A 17,520-nucleotide genomic window follows, 5' to 3' on the forward strand; every position below is an offset into this window, starting at 1 on the left:
ACTGAATAGGAAAATGTATTTCTTTCAATGATCGTGCCGTGTGTTGTAACAGCTTTTGCTGTTGCATGCCAGTTGTTTTGTAATTAGTGGGAAAGGTGGTTTGTTGGAGCGGGTGATGGAAATGCAATTACGCTGTGTAGCGCACCTGAGGTGATGGGCTGTTTTCCGGAACGTTCGGGAATAGCAATAACGGAAGTTATGAATGTGCATGATACAATAGGTAGATAAAAGCAGGAAAGACATCCTGTGATTAAAACCTCGTATGTCTAATTAGAAATATTAGCTAAATTACCCTGTTAATGCCAGCTTATACAACGTGTAACAAGGGGACAAGAAGGTATCGCGGTCATATTAAGGTGCTGGATATGAATAAAAAGAATCAGAACTATGGAAGGTTATATTGAATCAGGGTTTCGCCGGGTGTTAGTCACATTGGCGGCTATATGTTGTCTTGTGATCGTTGGATTTAATTTAGTAGCTATGCATGTTGCTTATAATGATATACGAGGAAACATGGGCGTATCGTTAAATGCAATCACGCGAACAGAGACGGCGTTCTGGTTAGGGATCCTTGTTATCATGCCATTATGTAACTGGCTATCGTCTCAATTGGGCAGAAGGAACTTCCTGTTGTGGGCGGTTGTGTGCTTTGTGTTGTGTTCCTTCTTTTGCGGGAATGCTACGCGGCTCAATATGTTGATCATTTTGCGGTGGATGCAGGGACTGGGCATTGGGGCTATGCTGGTGATGTCGCATACGATACTTACTGAAAGCTGGCCGGTGAAAAATCGGGCTACCGTGCAGTTGTTGATGGTCGCGGCAGTTTATCCGGCCGTGTTAACGGCAGCTCCGTTAGCGGGGTATATTGTTGATAATTTTGGCTGGCCCTTTGTATTTTTTCTGAATATTCCTTTGGGTGTTATAGCTGGTATACTAGTAGGCTTATTTGTGAGAAAGGGAATTTATGAGCAGCAGGAAGACTGGCTGGCAACGGGCTTGCTGATAGCAGGTGCCGGATGTTTGTATGTGGGAGTGGAGAGAGGACAGTATGAGGGAGAACTTAGTTCGGGGCTGATGATATTGTTAATAATGTTGGGTGTAATAGGGATAGGACTTTTTATCTGGCGACAGTTCAGGTTATTGAATGTTCATTTAAGGGAGGGATTGGTTTTAATTATAATCAGTTCTTTTTTCGCGGGGGGACAAGTGGTTATTCTGCACAATTCGTTGTTTACATTCAATGAACATGTTTTCTTACCGGTGATTGTGATCGCTGTTGTGGTTGCGGTGATCACTACTGTGTTGGTAGTGCGGAAAAGTGTGGCCATTCGGTATTTGATCGCAATAGGGATATTGGTGTATATTACTACCTGGTGTTTGTCGCTGAAAGCATTATCGGGGGAAATGAATGACCTGGTGATGGAAATAAGGAGTGTAGGAGCGGGGATATTGTCGGTGTCCCTGATTACACTGGCGCTTTCGGAACTGGAAGGAAGGGAGATTGGAAGAGGGGTCGCTTATTTTCACGTAATGGGGATGATTGGCGGAATTTTGTCGATATCGGTGTTTGTGGGATTACCTTATTTGTGGGAGTTGTTTACAAGTCTCAGATAAAATTGATGTCCGGTGCCCCGGCGCAACGGATTTTCCCGGAGAAATTCATATCCGCCCCGGCCATGGTCTCTTTCCCTTTTGCCTTACCCGGAAATTGCACAACAAGCTGTGATATAATATAAGAATCTGTCTATTAGCATCATTTATATATCCTAATCAGGCTGCAGCATATCGAATATAATTTTGATCTGCTTTTTATGGTACTTTTTGCCAGCTTCTTCCAGGGGCACACCTATTTTGTCTACGTGTTGTTGTAGAAAGCTGATCAATGACCATTCAGGCCATTTTAAGATATCCGACAGCTCTTTAATACTGTAGGCTTTTACAGGTGCTGGATATTTTGGGTTGTACATAATTATAAATTTAAGACCGGCTATTCGGCTTTGTCCGTTTTTCTCTCCTGTCCGGTTTTTCGCTGAAGTTGCGCAAGTGTTTCAGGCACCTTCACGATAAAAGTCTGATACGACTATTTTTGAGTCAAAGGTAGCTATTTTGTCTCTCATTGATGCCGGAACTTTGTGCTGTAATTAAAACAACGCACGGATGAAAATAGCAATTCTCGGCGCAGGTCCCGTTGGCCTGACAATGGCAGTTTTACTTCAGCAGCAGGGTATGGACGTCATCGTTTATGAAAGGGACAAAGATCCGCAGGCCAGGATCTGGGGTGGTTTTTCAATCGTTGTAACTTTTCTGGCGGCTGTCTCGTTTAATAGGCGACAACACCCAAGATATATCCTGACTTGTAGCTGTAGTGGGACAATCATTATCTCTTAAAATTCCAATGGAATGAAGCTATCAAAATCGCTCCTTAGCGCCATCGTGATCGGTATCGCCGTTCAGACAACTGCCGTTTCATGCAAAAAAGACGAACAGGCCAAACCTAAAAAAACAGATCAGGCCAACAAGAAAAATGAATCCAAGCCAACACAGCAACTCGGCGACTGTCCTGCCTGTGGAATGGGTTGATACATGAAAACTGATATTTAACCGGTGCCAAGAATATTATCTGCTGTAGCCTGTAACCTGGACGCAAATATCCTTGCGGCATGTCTGCCCCTGATGGAAGAATCCAGGGTAGATGCCATAGAATGGTCGTTCGATGCTTTACATAAGGTAAAGGAAGTGCCTGACTGGTTCAGGGACCTGCTGACCGCTTTTAGCGATGAGAATCGCCTGATAGGTCATGGGGTTTTCTTTTCCCTGTTTTCAGGAAAGTGGTTGCCCGAGCAGGAAGCATGGCTTTCTCACTTACGGCAAACGGCCACCGAGTTCACATTCGACCATATTACGGAACACTTTGGCTTCATGACTGGCCGGGATTTTCATCATGGCGCCCCGTTAAATATCCCTTATTCTGCTTCTACACTCAACATTGGCAGAGACAGGCTCAAAAGGATTTACCATGCCTGTGGACGTCCTGTAGGTCTGGAGAACCTGGCATTCTCTTATTCACTGGATGAGGTGAAGCGGCACGGTGTATTCCTGGACCAGCTGCTGGCGCCCGTGAATGGATTTATTATTCTGGATCTGCACAATCTGTATTGCCAGCTCCGGAACTTCGACCTGGCTTTCGATGAGCTGATCGCTCTCTATCCCCTGGATAAGGTTCGTGAGATCCACATCTCCGGCGGTAGCTGGGATGATTCTGCCGCCTCTCCTGATCGCAGTATCAGAAGAGATACACATGATGAAGCGGTCCCGCCGGAGGTTTTTCAGTTACTCGAATTAACGATACCCAAATGTCCGCATCTGAAATATGTTGTGCTGGAACAACTAGGTACCGGTCTTTCATCTGATAGCAGCAGAGCAGCGTTCTACAATGACTTCCTGCATATGCAGGAGATCGTATCCCGGGCTGATGAGGATCGTGCCGACTATCTCTTCCTGCCATCGTTATCCCTTCCTACAGGACCTGTAGCAGAAGATCTCACGCTGTATGCCCAACAGCTGGAACTTTCAGCTATATTGGAAACGGCGGAATCCTATGATGCTGCCATGCTTTTACTCGCTCAATCATCGTTGGCCAGTTCTGATTGGAGAATTGAACAATGGGAACCTTATATGATCGAAACTGCGGTTAAAATTGCGCGGAAGTGGAAGAAATGAAAGTTGTTTTTGTATTCACAAGAAGGGTATTTTACCTGCGCTCAGAAACACACTCCTCCTACATCGCTGAAGCGATCACCCAGATACTTTTATTAAATTATGAAACAATGGGAGACAACTTTCGTGCAGTGAAGTCCGGCAGAATTGCTTTTGGGGCAATGTCTTTTTGGTTATATTTAGTATAACTATGAAATACATAAAATATCTGTTCCTGTTCCTGTTACCCGCCTGTAAAGGCCCTGCTGCCAGCCAGTCTGCATTTGTAGCCCCGATTAGGTCGGATAGTAATCAACTGACTATTGTCGGAAGTTATGATGATCTGGCCCGGGACGGCAAGACTTCCCTGTGGAATACATTTAGCCAGGACAAACCAGGTATGCATAATGGGAGAGGGGAGACAGTGAAGATCAGCACTGTATCAAAAAAGCAGATAACAATGGGGCTTTATGCCAGTGATACACTTATTGCCACCAAATCATTTAAATATAAGATCAAGGGCGATTTCATCGTGATCAGCCGGCGAACAAAAACGGATTGGCCGGTGGGGCCATTGATCTGGACACTGAATACCAGGAGATTGCTGTTAGCGCGGAACAAGGAGGATCAGTTGTTATTTGTTGATTATGGGAGTACAATTGCATTTTTTGTGATCATGCCCCTGACAGGAGCAGAATATAGTCCCCTGGCGACGTATGACAGGGTGAGTAAGTAGTTGCTTATTTATTCACCTTTACCTTTTGCAGCAGCTATTTTTTCCTTAATATAAGTGATCTCATCGTTGCCCAATACATTCTTTTTTACCAGGTAACCCTCACGTCTCGACGGTTTTAAGATCAGGAATCCGGCCATCTCCTTCACTTCTTTGATATGTGACCATGCGAGGTCACTGGTGAAATCTTCTCCTTTTATATGTACACCTGTTTCATCAAATTCGTATAGCATTTCCTGCTTCAGGAACGCGTTCCTGGATCGTTGTAATACAACTAATCCCGTCATTAACAGCGGATAGAACAAGAGGAATAACGCATACGGAATTGAAAAATAAAAGCCTTTATTAAAATTTCCAATCATACCATAATCTACTAAAGCTGGCATAATCAGTGAGTAAAGTCCGGCAACACCCAGGATAATCGTTATAGGTCTTCTATAAAAATAGGCAAGCAGGTATCTGGCATATTCGCGTCGGGTGATCTTAAAGCTAATGGATAGGAGGCTCTTCATGATATACTGGTGAGTGCTGATTTTCACTCAATATACTCATTTTACATAATATACTTCCAGCGGGCGCTGCTATTCCGGATGTAAAAGAAATGTCAGATATCAGGTGTTTTTATGATTTTTATCCTATATCGTTTTGTCTTTTTTAGCTTTCGTAGTAATTTCGCGGCCGAATTTTCGAATAATTATCAAAGATCCCAACAGAGAAATGAGTGACAGATTCTACTTTAGAGTCATCGGACTATTTATTTTATTGAATGCCACTTTATTAGGTTTAAAAGCATGGTTATTAGACAATGGAGTACATCACAATGTATTACTTTTTGGCAATCTTGCTTTAGCTGGCCTTTCAGCATTTACTTACAACATGAGCCGTAAAGGTGTACAAGCCGAAAGCAACAGTGTATTTATGCTTCGGGTATACGGTGCAATGATCAGCAGGATGATGCTTTGCCTGGCAGGTATCACGATTTATGCCGTTGTCAACAGAGCACATACCAGCAGAATTACAATTTTTATACTGATGGGCTTTTATGCAGTGTACGCTATTTGCGAAAACATCAGTTTACAGAAGATTACCAGACAGAGAAATCAAGGTGCTGTGAATCAAGAGGCTTTATAAACGCATTAGCACACCTGCCCGAACATTGCTTTGGGCAGGTGATAGCCTGCTTTTTGTAGCCTGTCTGAAAAATTTAGCTTTTACTTATTTGTGATATATAAAAAAGGCCGGAAGTGCATCCCGGCTTTTTTTATATTATTTAATGGATACGTATCCGATTGCTTCTACTTCTTTTTGTCCATCGGCCGAAAGCAGGTAATCTACAAAGGTTTTCACTTTTGCAGCGCTGGTATTCTGATAGATAAAGAACAACGGACGTGCGAGTGGATAGGTCTTCGATTTTACATGCTTAATGTCTGGCGCAATGTAGTTTTTGCCATCGAAACATACCGGCAGTGCTTTTACTTTATCATTGATAAAGGCCAGGCCTACGTAGCCAACTCCACCTATTGTGTTGCTTACTTTGTTGATAACAGCACCATTGGTATGCTCGAACATGGCTAATGTGGTGAATTCTTTCTTTTTCATAACAGCTTCCTTGAAGAATTCGTATGTACCGGAGCTGCTCTCTCTCGAAATGAGCATGATCTTAATGTCTTTCCCACCCAGTTGCTTCCAGTTGGTTACCTCTCCTGAGAATACTTTTTCAAGTTGTTCCCTGGTGATCTTTTCCACGCCGGCACCCGGATGTATCACTACTGCCAGGGCATCGTCAGCAATCTTTACCTCTGTGACCGGGTGATTCGTTTCTGTAAATTTTCTACGTTCAGCCTCATTCATATCGCGGGATGACATGGCAATATCTGTCGTGCCTTTTTCAAGGTCAGCGATGCCTACGCTACTGCCACCTTCAGTAACAATGATATCAAAACTATCATTCTGCATGCGGAAGTACCCGGCAACTTTCTGTGCCAGTGGGGCAATAGTTGTGCTACCAGATAGTTTCAGCACATTTACCCGGGATGTAGCAGGTTTTGCTTTCAGGCTATCAACAACTGATTGGTTTTTACTTTCATGGTTACTGTTACAGGCACTCCAAAGGGCAGCGCTCATCATAAGCAGGGTGATTCTTTTCATCTATTTTCTATGTTTCGTTTACTTTCTGTCCACTTAAGGCCCGCAAGGTAGATCTGAAACAGAGAATAGAGAAAAAATATATATGAAAATAAGGTTAAGTTTGATTTAGTAAGCCGGCATTGCCCGCTTGCTTTCGTTTACCTCAGTCTTCAGGGGCTTTACCATATGCAACACATTCTCCAGGATTTCGTGAGCTGCCATGATTTCGTCTTTCTTATTGGATACGCTTTCGATATTGAACCCGACAGGCAGGTTTTTGGTGGTTGCGTAGTTAAGAATCTCTCCTGCTATGTTGGTGGCTGTATAGATAGAGGATTGGAGGATATCTTTTGAATATTTAAGATCGTTATACACCCACTTTGGTACCTCTATGCCCAGCCATTCCATGAATTGCAGGGTTTTCAGTGATCCGCAAGGTGTAAGCGTGAAGATGACCGGTACAGGGCGTGTATTATTCGTCATGGCGTGGTAGTGGTAGTCGGACATTACATTCTTGGTCTCATTGATATTGTAGATACACTGAGATACGAAGAAATTACAGCCATGCTCCATTTTACTGAACATCCTCAGGTGTTCATCACCTTTCCTGGTGTGGCGTTCGGGGATGGTGACACCGCCCAGAAGGATATCGAGGCCCATTTCCTTTTTAACCTGGTAGGCGTCGGACAGGGAGAAGTTCGTAGCCTGTACCTGTTGCTGTGAAGAAGCACCTACAAATACAGTCGCTTCCAGATCGGTGTTTCGTGATAACCAGTCTGCAAACATTTCCCTGGTATGGTTCGCAATGCTTTTATAAATGATTTTAGGCACCGGGAGGGTAGCCAGCAGCTCCTTGCTGTATACTTCAGGTGAAATAGTGGGAATGAACGAAAAAGGGCGCTCTTTGTCGGTTCTAAGTGCTTCGTCCTGGATATCATATAATATCAGGCCGTCGATGTCGAGGTTTTTTAAACGCTCGATCTGGTTGCCGGCAATGACGGTAACTTTTTCACTTTCGGTAGTGATCTTTGGTGGCGTAAGGCTGTAGAATACAATACCTGATTTTCCCGCTGCTATTTTATGTTGTAAAGTCCCTTTCACGTTGATAGTATACTTAAGTTCTGCTATTTTTCTGGAAAAAAGTGAGATTTTATGTAAATATACTAGGAAAGTCGATTTTTTTAGAATTTTTATTTATTGAGTAGGATGGTTTATAAAGGATTGAAAACCAGCAGGCCTTTACAGTACCAATGAGGCAGGGGTGGATGACCTGTTTTTATGCTATCAGTGTAAGTCACGTAATCCGGATAAAAAAGCCGGGGCAAACGCCCCGGCCTATCAGTCAGCGCTCGTATATGAACGCCAATATCATTAATATTACCGGCAGGATCATTGCCAACCTGATCCACAATCTGGAAGGAAGTAATTTCTCTCCGACGTATGCTTTGCACCTTGCAAGGATCTCACTTTTAATCTTCTCCCTGGGTGCATGCCAGTCAATATCTTCCAGTCTTATTTTCTTCAGGAGAAAATTCAGCAACCGCTTCTGTAATCGGTTTGTATCTCCGTCTTTTTTCACTTCCAGTTTCAACTCCCGGAGGGACTGTTTTTTAAGGGTGGCATCTGAAGCACCTTCCAGAGGAGCGATACGTAATAATACTTTGTCGAGATAGCTGCTGATTTTCCCAATAAAGAAGTCGCCCAGTTTATTTTCCCACACTAAAAAGATAGTTTTTTTCAGTGTATAACCGGAAGCCATAGAGGGGAATAGCACGAATCCCGCAATTGAAAATACCAGCAATAAAGACGACCAGAATGCAACAGTAAATAGAACGAATAGTGCCAGCAAAGCCCCCATACCGCCAGCTCTTGCGCCGGCATATCCAGGATGGTTTCCCAACAGGTAAATGGCCATGATCAATCCGATGATCGAAAGAATGATACCGGGAATAACAATACTGATCCACGCTAAAAAAGAACGCGAGGCTATTTTCGCAAACAGGTTAAAATTTGTATTCATTGTAAAAAGATATAAATAATAGCATTCATCAAGCCCGGTGATTTTAAAACTTGTTTAGTTGTTCCATGGCTTATTTTTCGTTATCTGTTGTCCCCATTCCGGATAAATAACAAACGTCCTGATTAATTGCTGGCGACTGTACTACCGGCTAGTTCTCTTAATTCAGCTGTAGTAGCCGGCAATCCATAATCATGCAGTAGTCCGGTGAGATTCACATCAACAATCTCCGTATCAATCGCAGCTGCGGCAGCTAACAGTGCTTGCTGACGTAAGGGGGTGATATCATCTTTCGAAGATGGTTCCGGGAATAACACACTTAATATTGTATGTAACAGCGTTTCCTGTTTCACCTTATGTACCTGTGGCAGCATCGCTATGATCGGACCGATATTATCCTCCAGCATTAACGGATTGGCATATCTGAAAAGCATTAGTATATAATCCTGCAGGTCATAACCTCCTGTCAAGGTCTGCAATCTGCGAAATGCACTGGTAAGTTCTTCAGGTGCAGCCAGGCACCGGAGTAATTCATTATTCCAGGATGCAGCTGCTTCCTCCCTGGCAGCTGTTACTAAATGAATCAGCATCACCACCCGTATCATAGGTTCCTTGGTCGTATCCAGTGCGGGGGCCAGTTCGTCTATCAGCCTGTTCCCATCTCCATTTCGCAGGTAAAGCTGGCCAAGTAGAAATACCGCATAGCTTCTTCTGAAAGCGGAATACGCGGTATTTTCAAATACCTTTTTGAAGTAATCCACGACCTCTATATGCACTGTGCCGACATGCAAAAGCAGGTACAATGCCTGGGTAGCAATGGTATCATCTTCACTGTCGGCGTTCGTTGAAAACAGTGGTGTTAAACCTGTCAACGAAGTGGCCAGTTGTTTATAAAGATCCGGGTAGTCATGAATATTAGGCAGTGCCACAATATCAAAGAGCAACTGCACTAACCGGGATTGAATAACCGGGGACGTTGCATAATGAGGGAGACAGGTGGCAATGATGTTTCCTACGGTATAGGTAGATGAATATACACTACCCTGGTGCTCAATCTGCATCCATAAATCGCCCAGGCAACTCTCTGCAATTGAATGGTCTTCTACCAGTAATCCATTGATGTACTTTGGAAGATGTTTACTACCACCCATAGCTGCATCAATTTGCTGCCAGTCAGTTTTGTCCAGTTCAACCTGCAGGAAACCTGGTACAGCTAAATTATTCACCTGCTGTTCAATCACTTCCATAGTATACCTGCTCATGAATTTTTCTTTCATCAATTTCCATTCATGCGTAGTAGTGTTGGTATCCAGATCGAAGGTCAGGAAAATCTGCCAGCCGATGAATTCATTATAATCTTTTTCCTCTGGCACAGGCAGGGTGACTGCCAGTTTTCCATCTGGTTCATACAGGTGCCAGTTGCCTGTTCCATCTTTATTTGACTGATAGTCGATAATTACAGCGCCGTCCGGGTAATAATAATGTACACTGATGGGTGGTTGGTCATGATCGGCTGTTTGAATACTTTCGAAAATGAGGGTATCATTATAGTATCTTTTTTTATGCAATCCTGTTCCCAGGTCTTCATTACGTATGCTATATAGTAATTCACCTGTTGGCGAAAAGAAGGAATGCGTTTCATGACGATATCCATTCGTATACAGTACGTTGTTTTTAACGGCTGCCGGTTCAACATTATCATAATAAAAACTTTTCAAAGACTGGTCTCCGGGGCCTTTTTTATTTGATAACCATAGTTTCCCTTGTTTGAACTGATGTTCTTCTACCTGATCGCCGGTTTCCGGATCAAATACCAACATGGTTGTGGGCAGGCCATTTACATCCCATTCATTGTACTGGCCTACATATCTTCTTTTTTGTACATCCACTTCTCCCATGATCCAGCGAGCCTGTCTGTCTCCGAAATGAGCGCGTGCCGGTACATTTGCGGGGCGTGCGGGCAATGGATTACCTGTGGCGGTGACTGGTTGACCGGCTTTGTTGAAATAGCGCTGTTCATGGTAAATTCCTTCCCTGACGTAAACGAATTCTACGATCCATAGTTGTTCGGAGGCTCCCCCGGGAAAAGGTTCTGATGTGGGATGTTCGCTTTTCGTCCAGCGATAGGTGCCCAGCCAGTAATTACCTCCATACCAGTTGCCTTCCTGTGCAACTGTACCGTCGGGATGGAAGCGTTTAAAAGTAAAAGGCGGGGTGCCGTCTTTGTAATCAATTGTTCCGCAAAGATGTCCTTCTACATGCCAGGATTGCCAGATGCCGGTTTTAACACCTGCCTGATTGTATTGTCCGAGGTCCCATTGATTGTCTTCCGGATTCCACTGCGCATTGGCAGGGACTGTGTTGGGTTTTTCCATTTTAATGAATTAGGGTCGCGATAAAGATATGTTAAGCAATTAATATATTATAATGTTTTCGATAGAGGTGGTCTTAAAAGTGAGCTGAAAGTTTCGGACAAGGTGTATACGAAAGACCTTACAGCCAGGGACCCGGGTAAAATCGGGGAACATTTACTTTTAAGACCACCTCTTTTAATTTCAACCTCGGGAGATGGAGGTATTCGTTCCCGTGCTGTTGGTTAAATAACTGTTTCGAAATGATTATACTTCGTTCGCGACAAATGGTGCTGCGCTGTAGAAAGTATTGTCCTGCAACTGGTCTGTGATAAATGCTGCCAGACTGGTCGCGCTGATCTTATTGGATGGGCAGTCTGTCAGGCTTGCGGTCACACCCGGAGCTGCACTGGTGAGCTCAATAAGCGGCAGGCGAATCATAGTCCAATCCAGGCGGGTAGCTAGCAGCAGTTCGTATTCTGTTTGTTTATCGCGGGTAGTATCCGGGTAGTTAGCATACATCCACCTGGTGGCCTGCACAACCCAGGGGCTCTTTTGATCTGCTGGTGTATGCACGCTGAGTCCTGTAGTGACGATATAGCGGGAAATATGAGCTTCCTGCATGGCCTGGATGATATTGGCAGTGGCCGCGCTGAATACAGGCAGATCATTGCCTCTTTGTCCAATGGTGCTGATAACGGCATCTGCGCCGGTTATAAGTGTCCTGACAGTAGCCAGGTCTCTTGCATCACCTTGTATGACCTGTATGGATGGGTCATAATGTGCCTGGTGACGGACGAGTAATCTTAAAGAGAAGTTTTGTTGACGAAGTTGTTGAACGAGATATTGACCGGATTTACCAGTACCACCTATGATAGCTATTTTCATAATTTCCTGTTGATATTTGAGTAAAGAATAACGTGCCTACGGGATTTGCAGGCAAAAATGGCCGGAGTGGCCCAGAAGGAATATGATCAACAGGTGCGTTTAATGGGCTAAAGATAGGCAAATTTCTGACTTGCTATGTCATTCTCAAACTGCTCAAAGGCTTTGTCCAGTTGTTGCAGTTGCTGTTCTTTCAGATCAGGTTGTAAAAAACTGTAGATAATACTGTTTCTGACAATTCCCTTGATATCGTTGTATGTAAGGGAAGGGTACCTGGTGGCAAGTAAAATATATTGTTGTGTCAGGTCAGTTCTCAAAACGGCGGCATCATCTGTGCTGATCACAACAGGAACTTTGTGTGTATAATAAAACATTACAGGATGCTGATCATTCTTGACATGCAGAATAAATTCGTTGCTGACCAGATTGATTTCTACTGCTACTTTACGTTTGTTCATTTCTTCCAATAGCTGGATAGCCTGTGCTTCGTGTGCAATATCTACTCCGTGGCCTATGCGTTGCGCACCTGCTACCATTACCGCCTGCCTGATGTGATAACGTAATAACTCGGGACGCACCATTCCCGCTGCCAGTTCACCTGCATGCAATGAATACCTGACCTGTGGATAGTGTTTATGGAGATGAGCTACCATTAACATATGCAGGGTGTAATCCCGCATGGATACCTCTCCATCTTCCGGAGCGACTAAATTAACTCCAACGATCAGCGGGTCTATACTGGCCGCATGAAAGGCAATCAACAATTTTCTGTAGACATTCAGTGGCGATGCATTCCTGTTTGCATGCAACAGGTACCGCAACATGAAGTGACTATCATCCACGCCTGATTGCCTGTGCAACAGGTCCTGCCTGTGACAGAAATTAACGGCCGTATTTGTGATGCCTGCAGTTATAAGTGCGTTATATACTTTATCAAGGGTATCTGTTACTGCAGTACTGTCAGCCAGGGATGCCGCCATCATTGACTTTTCCCAGGTACGTCCTGCAGCCAGCTGTATAGGGGCATCCGGGGCGCCCAGCATCGTCTCAATGTAGGATACATTTTCAGCCAGTGCCCGTTGCTTAAATTCCTGCATCTCCTTGGGAATATCATAACTGGCTATTGTAGAAAACCTGGCAAAGGTGCCGAAGAAGTGCTGATCACTGGGGCCTGCTGATTCATGATAGTCTTTGATAGAAGTTCTACGCAAAAAAGCCTGTTTAAGCGAGTCAAAATCTTTCCGGGTACGGAGGGATGTAAATTTTTCCCAGGGGCTTTTGTGACGCGTTCCGGCGGTGTCTATCTCTATTGTAAGAGGGTTCATCCAGCCATTGCTCTCATTTAATATATTCCAGAACGTCTCACCATATACAGACCCGGAAAAATGATGATGAAGATCTCCTCCTTTGGGCATGGCTGTAAGAAATGCAGTTAGCATTCCCTGATCATTACGTATTTTCTCAAAATAAGCATCGACCTCGCGGGAGTGGGAGGGCGGCGTTGGACGGGGAAGATCAGTAGTCATGTAGCTGGAAACAGCAACCAAAAGGGACAATACTCCTGTAATCATTGCTCTGTGTTTTTAATATAGGGGGTAGGTCCCTATAAAGTTATTTGTGTTATCTGCAATTTCTGCGGCAATTCAATATTCAGTTGCTAAATTATAAATTTGTAATGCCAATCTAACATTATACTTTTATTATCATGGTCCCAACCCCATCATTCCCCTGGTAAATTATAGCGGTGGGCGATATGCTTTCGGATTACTGCGGCTACAACTTCTTCTTTTTAAATTCTACCAGAAAAATCCAATAACGAGCCATTCAGGAAACCATTTCCGCCAACTATTAACCCTTGCTATTTCACGTTTGCCGGAAACTCTATCTTGCGCAATTATTTACCAGACACTTAACCCTAAAAGTAAATCACTATGCTAAAATCTGCACAGCAGTTATTTCTTTGTTGTACCCTCATTGTTTTGATGGGAAGTTGCTCAAAAGATAGCAACAATAAGCCTGGAAATGGTATTGATACCTCGGGAAATAACAACGGTCCTGACACGACACACATACCAACACAAATCGATGTAGTCGCTGTAGACAGTCAGGTGAATGTATTTATGACTGCTTATAGTGTACCTGCATTATCGATTGCCATCACTAAAGGAGAAAAACTTGTGTATGTAAAAGCGTATGGCATGGCCGACAAGGAGAAAGGACAAAAGGCGGATACAGCCAACCTGTATCGCCTGGCCAGTTTGTCCAAGCAACTCACCGCTGTAGCCATTATGAAACTGCTGGAGCAGGGAAAGATCTCTCTAAGTGCGACTGTATTTGGTACAGGGGGGATATTGGGTACGAAGTATGGCACGCAGCCGTATGGACCGCATATTACGGAGATCACTGTGGATCAGTTATTACATCATACTTCCGGAGGTTGGGGCAACTCAGATAATGATCCTATGTTCACCAATGCGTCATTGTCGACAGAGGAACTGATCAACTGGACGCTGAATAACAGGCCGCTGGATCATGTACCCGGTATGTACTATGATTATTCCAATTTCGGTTACTGCATATTGGGCAGGGTGATAGAAAAAATTACAGGACAGAACTATGAAGCTGCTGTAAAGTCATTGGTATTGACCCCCATCGGAATAACAGATATGACGATCAGTGGCAATACGCTGGCTGACAGGCTGCCTAAGGAAGTGAAGTACTATGGTCAATATGGTGAAGATCCATATGCCTATAATATTCGCAGAATGGATGCTCATGGGGGATGGGTGGCGACAGCAAAGGACCTGGCGAGATTCCTGGTGTATGTTGATGGCTACCCTGTACGGCCGGATATCATCACCAAATCGACATTGACAACTATGCTAAAGACCTCTGCTGCAAATAGTGAATATGCATGTGGGTGGGCGATCTATGGAGGCAATTATTATCACACGGGTAGTTTACCAGGTACGGCCACTGAGCAGGCATGTACCAGTCAGGGGTACAATTTTGTTATCTTAACAAATACCCGTAGTTACCTGAGTAAATTTACAACAGACATGGACCAGATATTATGGCGGGCATTACAGAAAAATCCGGTATGGTCCGATTATGATCAGTTTAAATAATCCTGGTGGCAGATGTTTTTCCTGCTGAAAGACATTATTTTTCAGGTATCAGTATATGTGCGAACTATCTATCGTAAAAAAAGCTGGCCTCGTGTGGAGGCCAGCTTTTTACTTATTTTGAAGGAGGTGTCACTTTCGTACCCCATGTGGAAGCTTTATCGCTCATTTCCAGGACCAGCTCTCCTCCATTTACAATATCCTGATGTTCCAGCCAGGATGGTTCATAATCCTTTCCATTTAGTTTTACAGACCTGATGTATCTGTTTTTCCCGGAAAGGTTGTTTGCAATGATGGTAAAGTCCTTGCCGTTTTCCTGGTGAATGATAGTTTTGGTGAAATATGGTGCATTGATCAGGTAGTAGGACTGTCCTGCATTAGGGAAAAGCCCTATCATGTGGAAGTCCAGCCAGGAAGACATGGCACCGGAATCATCATTGCCCGGAAGACCAGCGGCAGATGTATTGTAGCTACTGTCGATAATATTGTGAATCCTTTCTGAGCTCAGGTCTGGTCTGCCTATCCAGTGGTACAGGTTGGGTGTCAGGAAGGATGGTTCATTGGAGACGTTATAATATTTGTTGTTAAAAAAGATGTCCAGCCTTTTTTTGAAGGCATCCCTGCCGCCACTTTTACTGATCAGCGTATTTACGTCGTGCGGCACATAGAGAGAATACTCCCAGGAACTCGCCTCATAGAAGAATGCGCACCACCAGCACACGCACATGGGGTAGTCCTGTGCAAGCGGGTTGTATTGCATCTTTTTCTGAGGTGCATTCAGCACGTTACAATCAATCGTATCTATCCATCTGCCATCTGAGTTCTTTGGAAGAATAAATCCCTTTGCGCCGTGGTCTTCATATGGTCTCCACAGGTTCTGCCAGTTATCAGACTGCTTCAGGAACCGCTGGTACAACCGATCCTGTTGCAGGCCCCTGGCGACGGTAGCGATACAATAGTCATTATAGGCATATTCTACAGTTCGTGTACCTGCCCTGGGGAACCGGGTAGACACATAGCCCAGCGTGTTATAATCCGTCAATCCACCACGTCCTTCTTTTTCTTCAATACCTCCGGGGGGTACATCAGCATTCCTGAGCATTGCCTGCAGGGCGTAATTGTAATCAATTCCCTGTAAGCCTTTCACATAAGCATCTGCAATCAATACATCGGCATTAGAACCACCCTGTGTACGACCATTATAATTACCACTACGGGCATCCGGCATGTAACCATCCCGGTGGTAGATGTTGAGCAGGGCATTTACAATACTCACTTCGCGCGAAGGCGTGATCAGGGTAAGCAGTGGATTGGAGGAACGGAAAGTATCCCAGATCGCATAGAAATCATCATAATAGGGCTCATTGGAAATCCATAATGGATTTTCACCGGTTCTGTCCACCGGCATCAGCATGGTATGATACAGGCCGGTATAAAACATGATATGCTGTTCCTTTGTAGCGGAAGGAGCTATTTCAATCCTGTTGAGTAGTTTCTCCCATTTCTGTTCAGTGGCTTTCTGCACATCAGCAAATTGCCAGCCCGGAATTTCATGATCCAGGTTATAGCGCGCTTTCTCCTCGCTGATAAATGAAATACCAATCTTAACCTGTACGGTATCTCCTTCAGCGCCGTCGAAATAAGCGATAGCACCGGTCTTTTCTCCTGAGTCAAACTGAACTTTTACACCGGGGTACAACTGTTTGCTCTTCCATGTAGAGAAACTGCTGAATGGATGATCGAACAGCATGGTGAAGTATATAGTATACGCTGCTCCATTATTCCAGCCACCTCTGATGCGGCTATAGCCCCTGATTTCGTTGTTGTTGATAACCGTGACTTCAGCACCTACAAACTGTTGTGCTTCGCGCGCATCAGGATCTTGTGTAGCAGGTTCACCAAGGAAATGTCCGGCGTCTACTTTCAGGGCTTTTTTCCCTTTCTGACCGAATACAAAGCGATAGAAGGAAGCCCTGTCAGCTGTGGTCATTTCCGCTTTGATCTTCCATTTTTCCAGCATCATGCTGTAGTAACCTGCTTTTGCTACTTCTTCCCCTCTTGTAGATTCCTGATAGATGGAATCAAAATCGCCGGAGAATGGCATAATCAATATGTTCCCATACTTAGGACCACCACCGGTACCGCTTACATGGGTCTGACTAAATCCTAGTACCGGTGCTTTTTTGTCCAGGATGTATCCGCTATTACTGTGTCCTTTACAATCTGGTCCGGGTTTAACCATACCAAACGGGGTGGAAGGACCAATGAAGATATGTCCATCGCCACCAGCGCCGATGAAAGGATCTACATAGGTATATAAGGGAGATTGTGCCACTGCATATTGAGTGAATGAACAAACAGCAGCGAACATCCAGGTGAGCATTTTCTTCATAAAGTGTTTTTTGTCTGAGCGGTGTATATGCGTTATATCATCGATACCTATCATATAACCGGGCATAAAATAAGGACTTTTCTGGTAAAACGATGATTTTATTGTTCTGGTTGCCAGCCTATTATATAGGTCTTTGTATGCATAAGATTGTTATGTAATATTTCGGTTGCCCTTTATGGCGGCTTCCCGGCCGT

General features: G+C 44.2%; 15 protein-coding genes and 1 pseudogene. 7 read left to right on the forward strand and 9 right to left on the reverse strand.

Annotation, left to right across the window (positions count from 1 at the left end; translation table 11 throughout):
* Positions 1-387: 387 nt before the first annotated feature.
* Positions 388-1,614 (forward strand): MFS transporter, encoded by a 1,227-nt coding sequence (locus tag ABDW33_RS01645; RefSeq protein WP_343688327.1) that lies wholly within the window; start codon positions 388-390, stop codon positions 1,612-1,614.
* 152 nt (positions 1,615-1,766) lie between these two features.
* On the opposite strand, the gene ABDW33_RS01650 is transcribed toward ABDW33_RS01645, so the two are convergent.
* Complete coding sequence (locus tag ABDW33_RS01650) at positions 1,767-1,967, reverse strand: hypothetical protein (RefSeq protein WP_343688328.1); 201 nt, start codon at positions 1,965-1,967, stop codon at positions 1,767-1,769.
* Positions 1,968-2,157: 190 nt separating this feature from the next.
* Between ABDW33_RS01650 and ABDW33_RS01655 the strand changes: the two are divergent.
* From ABDW33_RS01655 to ABDW33_RS01670, 4 genes and pseudogenes are all read left to right on the forward strand, one after another.
* Positions 2,158-2,283, forward strand: a pseudogene (locus ABDW33_RS01655) (FAD-dependent oxidoreductase); the annotation flags it as partial.
* Between the two features lie 117 nt (positions 2,284-2,400).
* A complete protein-coding gene (locus ABDW33_RS01660; protein ID WP_343688329.1) occupies positions 2,401-2,580 on the forward strand; it encodes a Vmc-like lipoprotein signal peptide domain-containing protein in 180 nt (59 codons plus the stop codon).
* 24 nt (positions 2,581-2,604) lie between these two features.
* On the forward strand, positions 2,605-3,720 hold the full coding sequence (locus tag ABDW33_RS01665; RefSeq protein WP_343688330.1) for a DUF692 family multinuclear iron-containing protein: 1,116 nt from the start codon (positions 2,605-2,607) through the stop codon (positions 3,718-3,720).
* A gap of 187 nt (positions 3,721-3,907) precedes the next feature.
* Positions 3,908-4,432 (forward strand): hypothetical protein, encoded by a 525-nt coding sequence (locus ABDW33_RS01670; protein WP_343688331.1) that lies wholly within the window; start codon positions 3,908-3,910, stop codon positions 4,430-4,432.
* 8 nt (positions 4,433-4,440) lie between these two features.
* Here the strand turns inward: ABDW33_RS01670 and ABDW33_RS01675 are convergent, their stop codons facing one another.
* Positions 4,441-4,941 (reverse strand): YcxB family protein, encoded by a 501-nt coding sequence (locus ABDW33_RS01675; protein WP_343688332.1) that lies wholly within the window; start codon positions 4,939-4,941, stop codon positions 4,441-4,443.
* Positions 4,942-5,146: 205 nt separating this feature from the next.
* Between ABDW33_RS01675 and ABDW33_RS01680 the strand changes: the two genes are divergently transcribed.
* The gene (locus tag ABDW33_RS01680) at positions 5,147-5,560 is read left to right on the forward strand and encodes a hypothetical protein (protein WP_343688333.1); all 414 of its coding nucleotides are present in this window, start codon (positions 5,147-5,149) and stop codon (positions 5,558-5,560) included.
* A 135-nt stretch (positions 5,561-5,695) separates the two neighbouring features.
* On the opposite strand, the gene ABDW33_RS01685 is transcribed toward ABDW33_RS01680, so the two are convergent.
* The 6 genes from ABDW33_RS01685 to ABDW33_RS01710 all read right to left on the reverse strand — a co-directional run bounded on the left by ABDW33_RS01685 (position 5,696) and on the right by ABDW33_RS01710 (position 13,380).
* Positions 5,696-6,577 carry a phosphate ABC transporter substrate-binding protein gene (locus tag ABDW33_RS01685; RefSeq protein WP_343688334.1) on the reverse strand — a complete coding sequence of 294 codons (882 nt, stop codon included), beginning with the start codon at positions 6,575-6,577 and terminating at the stop codon, positions 5,696-5,698.
* A 105-nt stretch (positions 6,578-6,682) separates the two neighbouring features.
* A complete protein-coding gene (locus ABDW33_RS01690; RefSeq protein ID WP_343688335.1) occupies positions 6,683-7,657 on the reverse strand; it encodes a 5,10-methylenetetrahydrofolate reductase in 975 nt (324 codons plus the stop codon).
* A gap of 241 nt (positions 7,658-7,898) precedes the next feature.
* Positions 7,899-8,576, reverse strand: coding sequence for a hypothetical protein (locus ABDW33_RS01695; RefSeq protein WP_343688336.1), 678 nt, complete (start codon positions 8,574-8,576; stop codon positions 7,899-7,901).
* A 122-nt stretch (positions 8,577-8,698) separates the two neighbouring features.
* Positions 8,699-10,948, reverse strand: coding sequence for a hypothetical protein (locus ABDW33_RS01700; protein ID WP_343688337.1), 2,250 nt, complete (start codon positions 10,946-10,948; stop codon positions 8,699-8,701).
* Positions 10,949-11,191: 243 nt separating this feature from the next.
* The gene (locus tag ABDW33_RS01705; protein WP_343688338.1) at positions 11,192-11,812 is read right to left on the reverse strand and encodes an NAD(P)H-binding protein; all 621 of its coding nucleotides are present in this window, start codon (positions 11,810-11,812) and stop codon (positions 11,192-11,194) included.
* A gap of 107 nt (positions 11,813-11,919) precedes the next feature.
* Positions 11,920-13,380 carry a hypothetical protein gene (locus ABDW33_RS01710; protein ID WP_343688339.1) on the reverse strand — a complete coding sequence of 487 codons (1,461 nt, stop codon included), beginning with the start codon at positions 13,378-13,380 and terminating at the stop codon, positions 11,920-11,922.
* A 360-nt stretch (positions 13,381-13,740) separates the two neighbouring features.
* On the opposite strand from ABDW33_RS01710, the gene ABDW33_RS01715 reads away from it, so the two are divergent.
* Positions 13,741-14,937, forward strand: a complete 1,197-nt coding sequence (locus ABDW33_RS01715) for a serine hydrolase domain-containing protein (RefSeq protein ID WP_343688340.1) — start codon at positions 13,741-13,743, stop codon at positions 14,935-14,937.
* 112 nt (positions 14,938-15,049) lie between these two features.
* Here the strand turns inward: ABDW33_RS01715 and ABDW33_RS01720 are convergent, their stop codons facing one another.
* Positions 15,050-17,326 carry a GH92 family glycosyl hydrolase gene (locus ABDW33_RS01720; protein WP_343688341.1) on the reverse strand — a complete coding sequence of 759 codons (2,277 nt, stop codon included), beginning with the start codon at positions 17,324-17,326 and terminating at the stop codon, positions 15,050-15,052.
* Positions 17,327-17,520: the final 194 nt, after the last annotated feature.

This window comes from Chitinophaga sp., from assembly GCF_039596155.1.
In the GTDB taxonomy this organism is placed as follows: Bacteria; Bacteroidota; Bacteroidia; order Chitinophagales; family Chitinophagaceae; genus Chitinophaga.

Excerpts from the sequence above, each read along its gene's own strand:
- ABDW33_RS01645 (WP_343688327.1), top strand. The coding sequence starts at position 388 with ATGGAAGGTTATATTGAATCAGGGTTTCGCCGGGTGTTAGTCACATTG.
- ABDW33_RS01650 (WP_343688328.1), bottom strand. The coding sequence starts at position 1,967 with ATGTACAACCCAAAATATCCAGCACCTGTAAAAGCCTACAGTATTAAA.
- ABDW33_RS01660 (WP_343688329.1), top strand. The coding sequence starts at position 2,401 with ATGAAGCTATCAAAATCGCTCCTTAGCGCCATCGTGATCGGTATCGCC.
- ABDW33_RS01670 (WP_343688331.1), top strand. The coding sequence starts at position 3,908 with ATGAAATACATAAAATATCTGTTCCTGTTCCTGTTACCCGCCTGTAAA.
- ABDW33_RS01675 (WP_343688332.1), bottom strand. The coding sequence starts at position 4,941 with ATGAAGAGCCTCCTATCCATTAGCTTTAAGATCACCCGACGCGAATAT.
- ABDW33_RS01680 (WP_343688333.1), top strand. The coding sequence starts at position 5,147 with ATGAGTGACAGATTCTACTTTAGAGTCATCGGACTATTTATTTTATTG.
- ABDW33_RS01685 (WP_343688334.1), bottom strand. The coding sequence starts at position 6,577 with ATGAAAAGAATCACCCTGCTTATGATGAGCGCTGCCCTTTGGAGTGCC.
- ABDW33_RS01695 (WP_343688336.1), bottom strand. The coding sequence starts at position 8,576 with ATGAATACAAATTTTAACCTGTTTGCGAAAATAGCCTCGCGTTCTTTT.
- ABDW33_RS01700 (WP_343688337.1), bottom strand. The coding sequence starts at position 10,948 with ATGGAAAAACCCAACACAGTCCCTGCCAATGCGCAGTGGAATCCGGAA.
- ABDW33_RS01705 (WP_343688338.1), bottom strand. The coding sequence starts at position 11,812 with ATGAAAATAGCTATCATAGGTGGTACTGGTAAATCCGGTCAATATCTC.
- ABDW33_RS01710 (WP_343688339.1), bottom strand. The coding sequence starts at position 13,380 with ATGATTACAGGAGTATTGTCCCTTTTGGTTGCTGTTTCCAGCTACATG.
- ABDW33_RS01715 (WP_343688340.1), top strand. The coding sequence starts at position 13,741 with ATGCTAAAATCTGCACAGCAGTTATTTCTTTGTTGTACCCTCATTGTT.
- ABDW33_RS01720 (WP_343688341.1), bottom strand. The coding sequence starts at position 17,326 with ATGAAGAAAATGCTCACCTGGATGTTCGCTGCTGTTTGTTCATTCACT.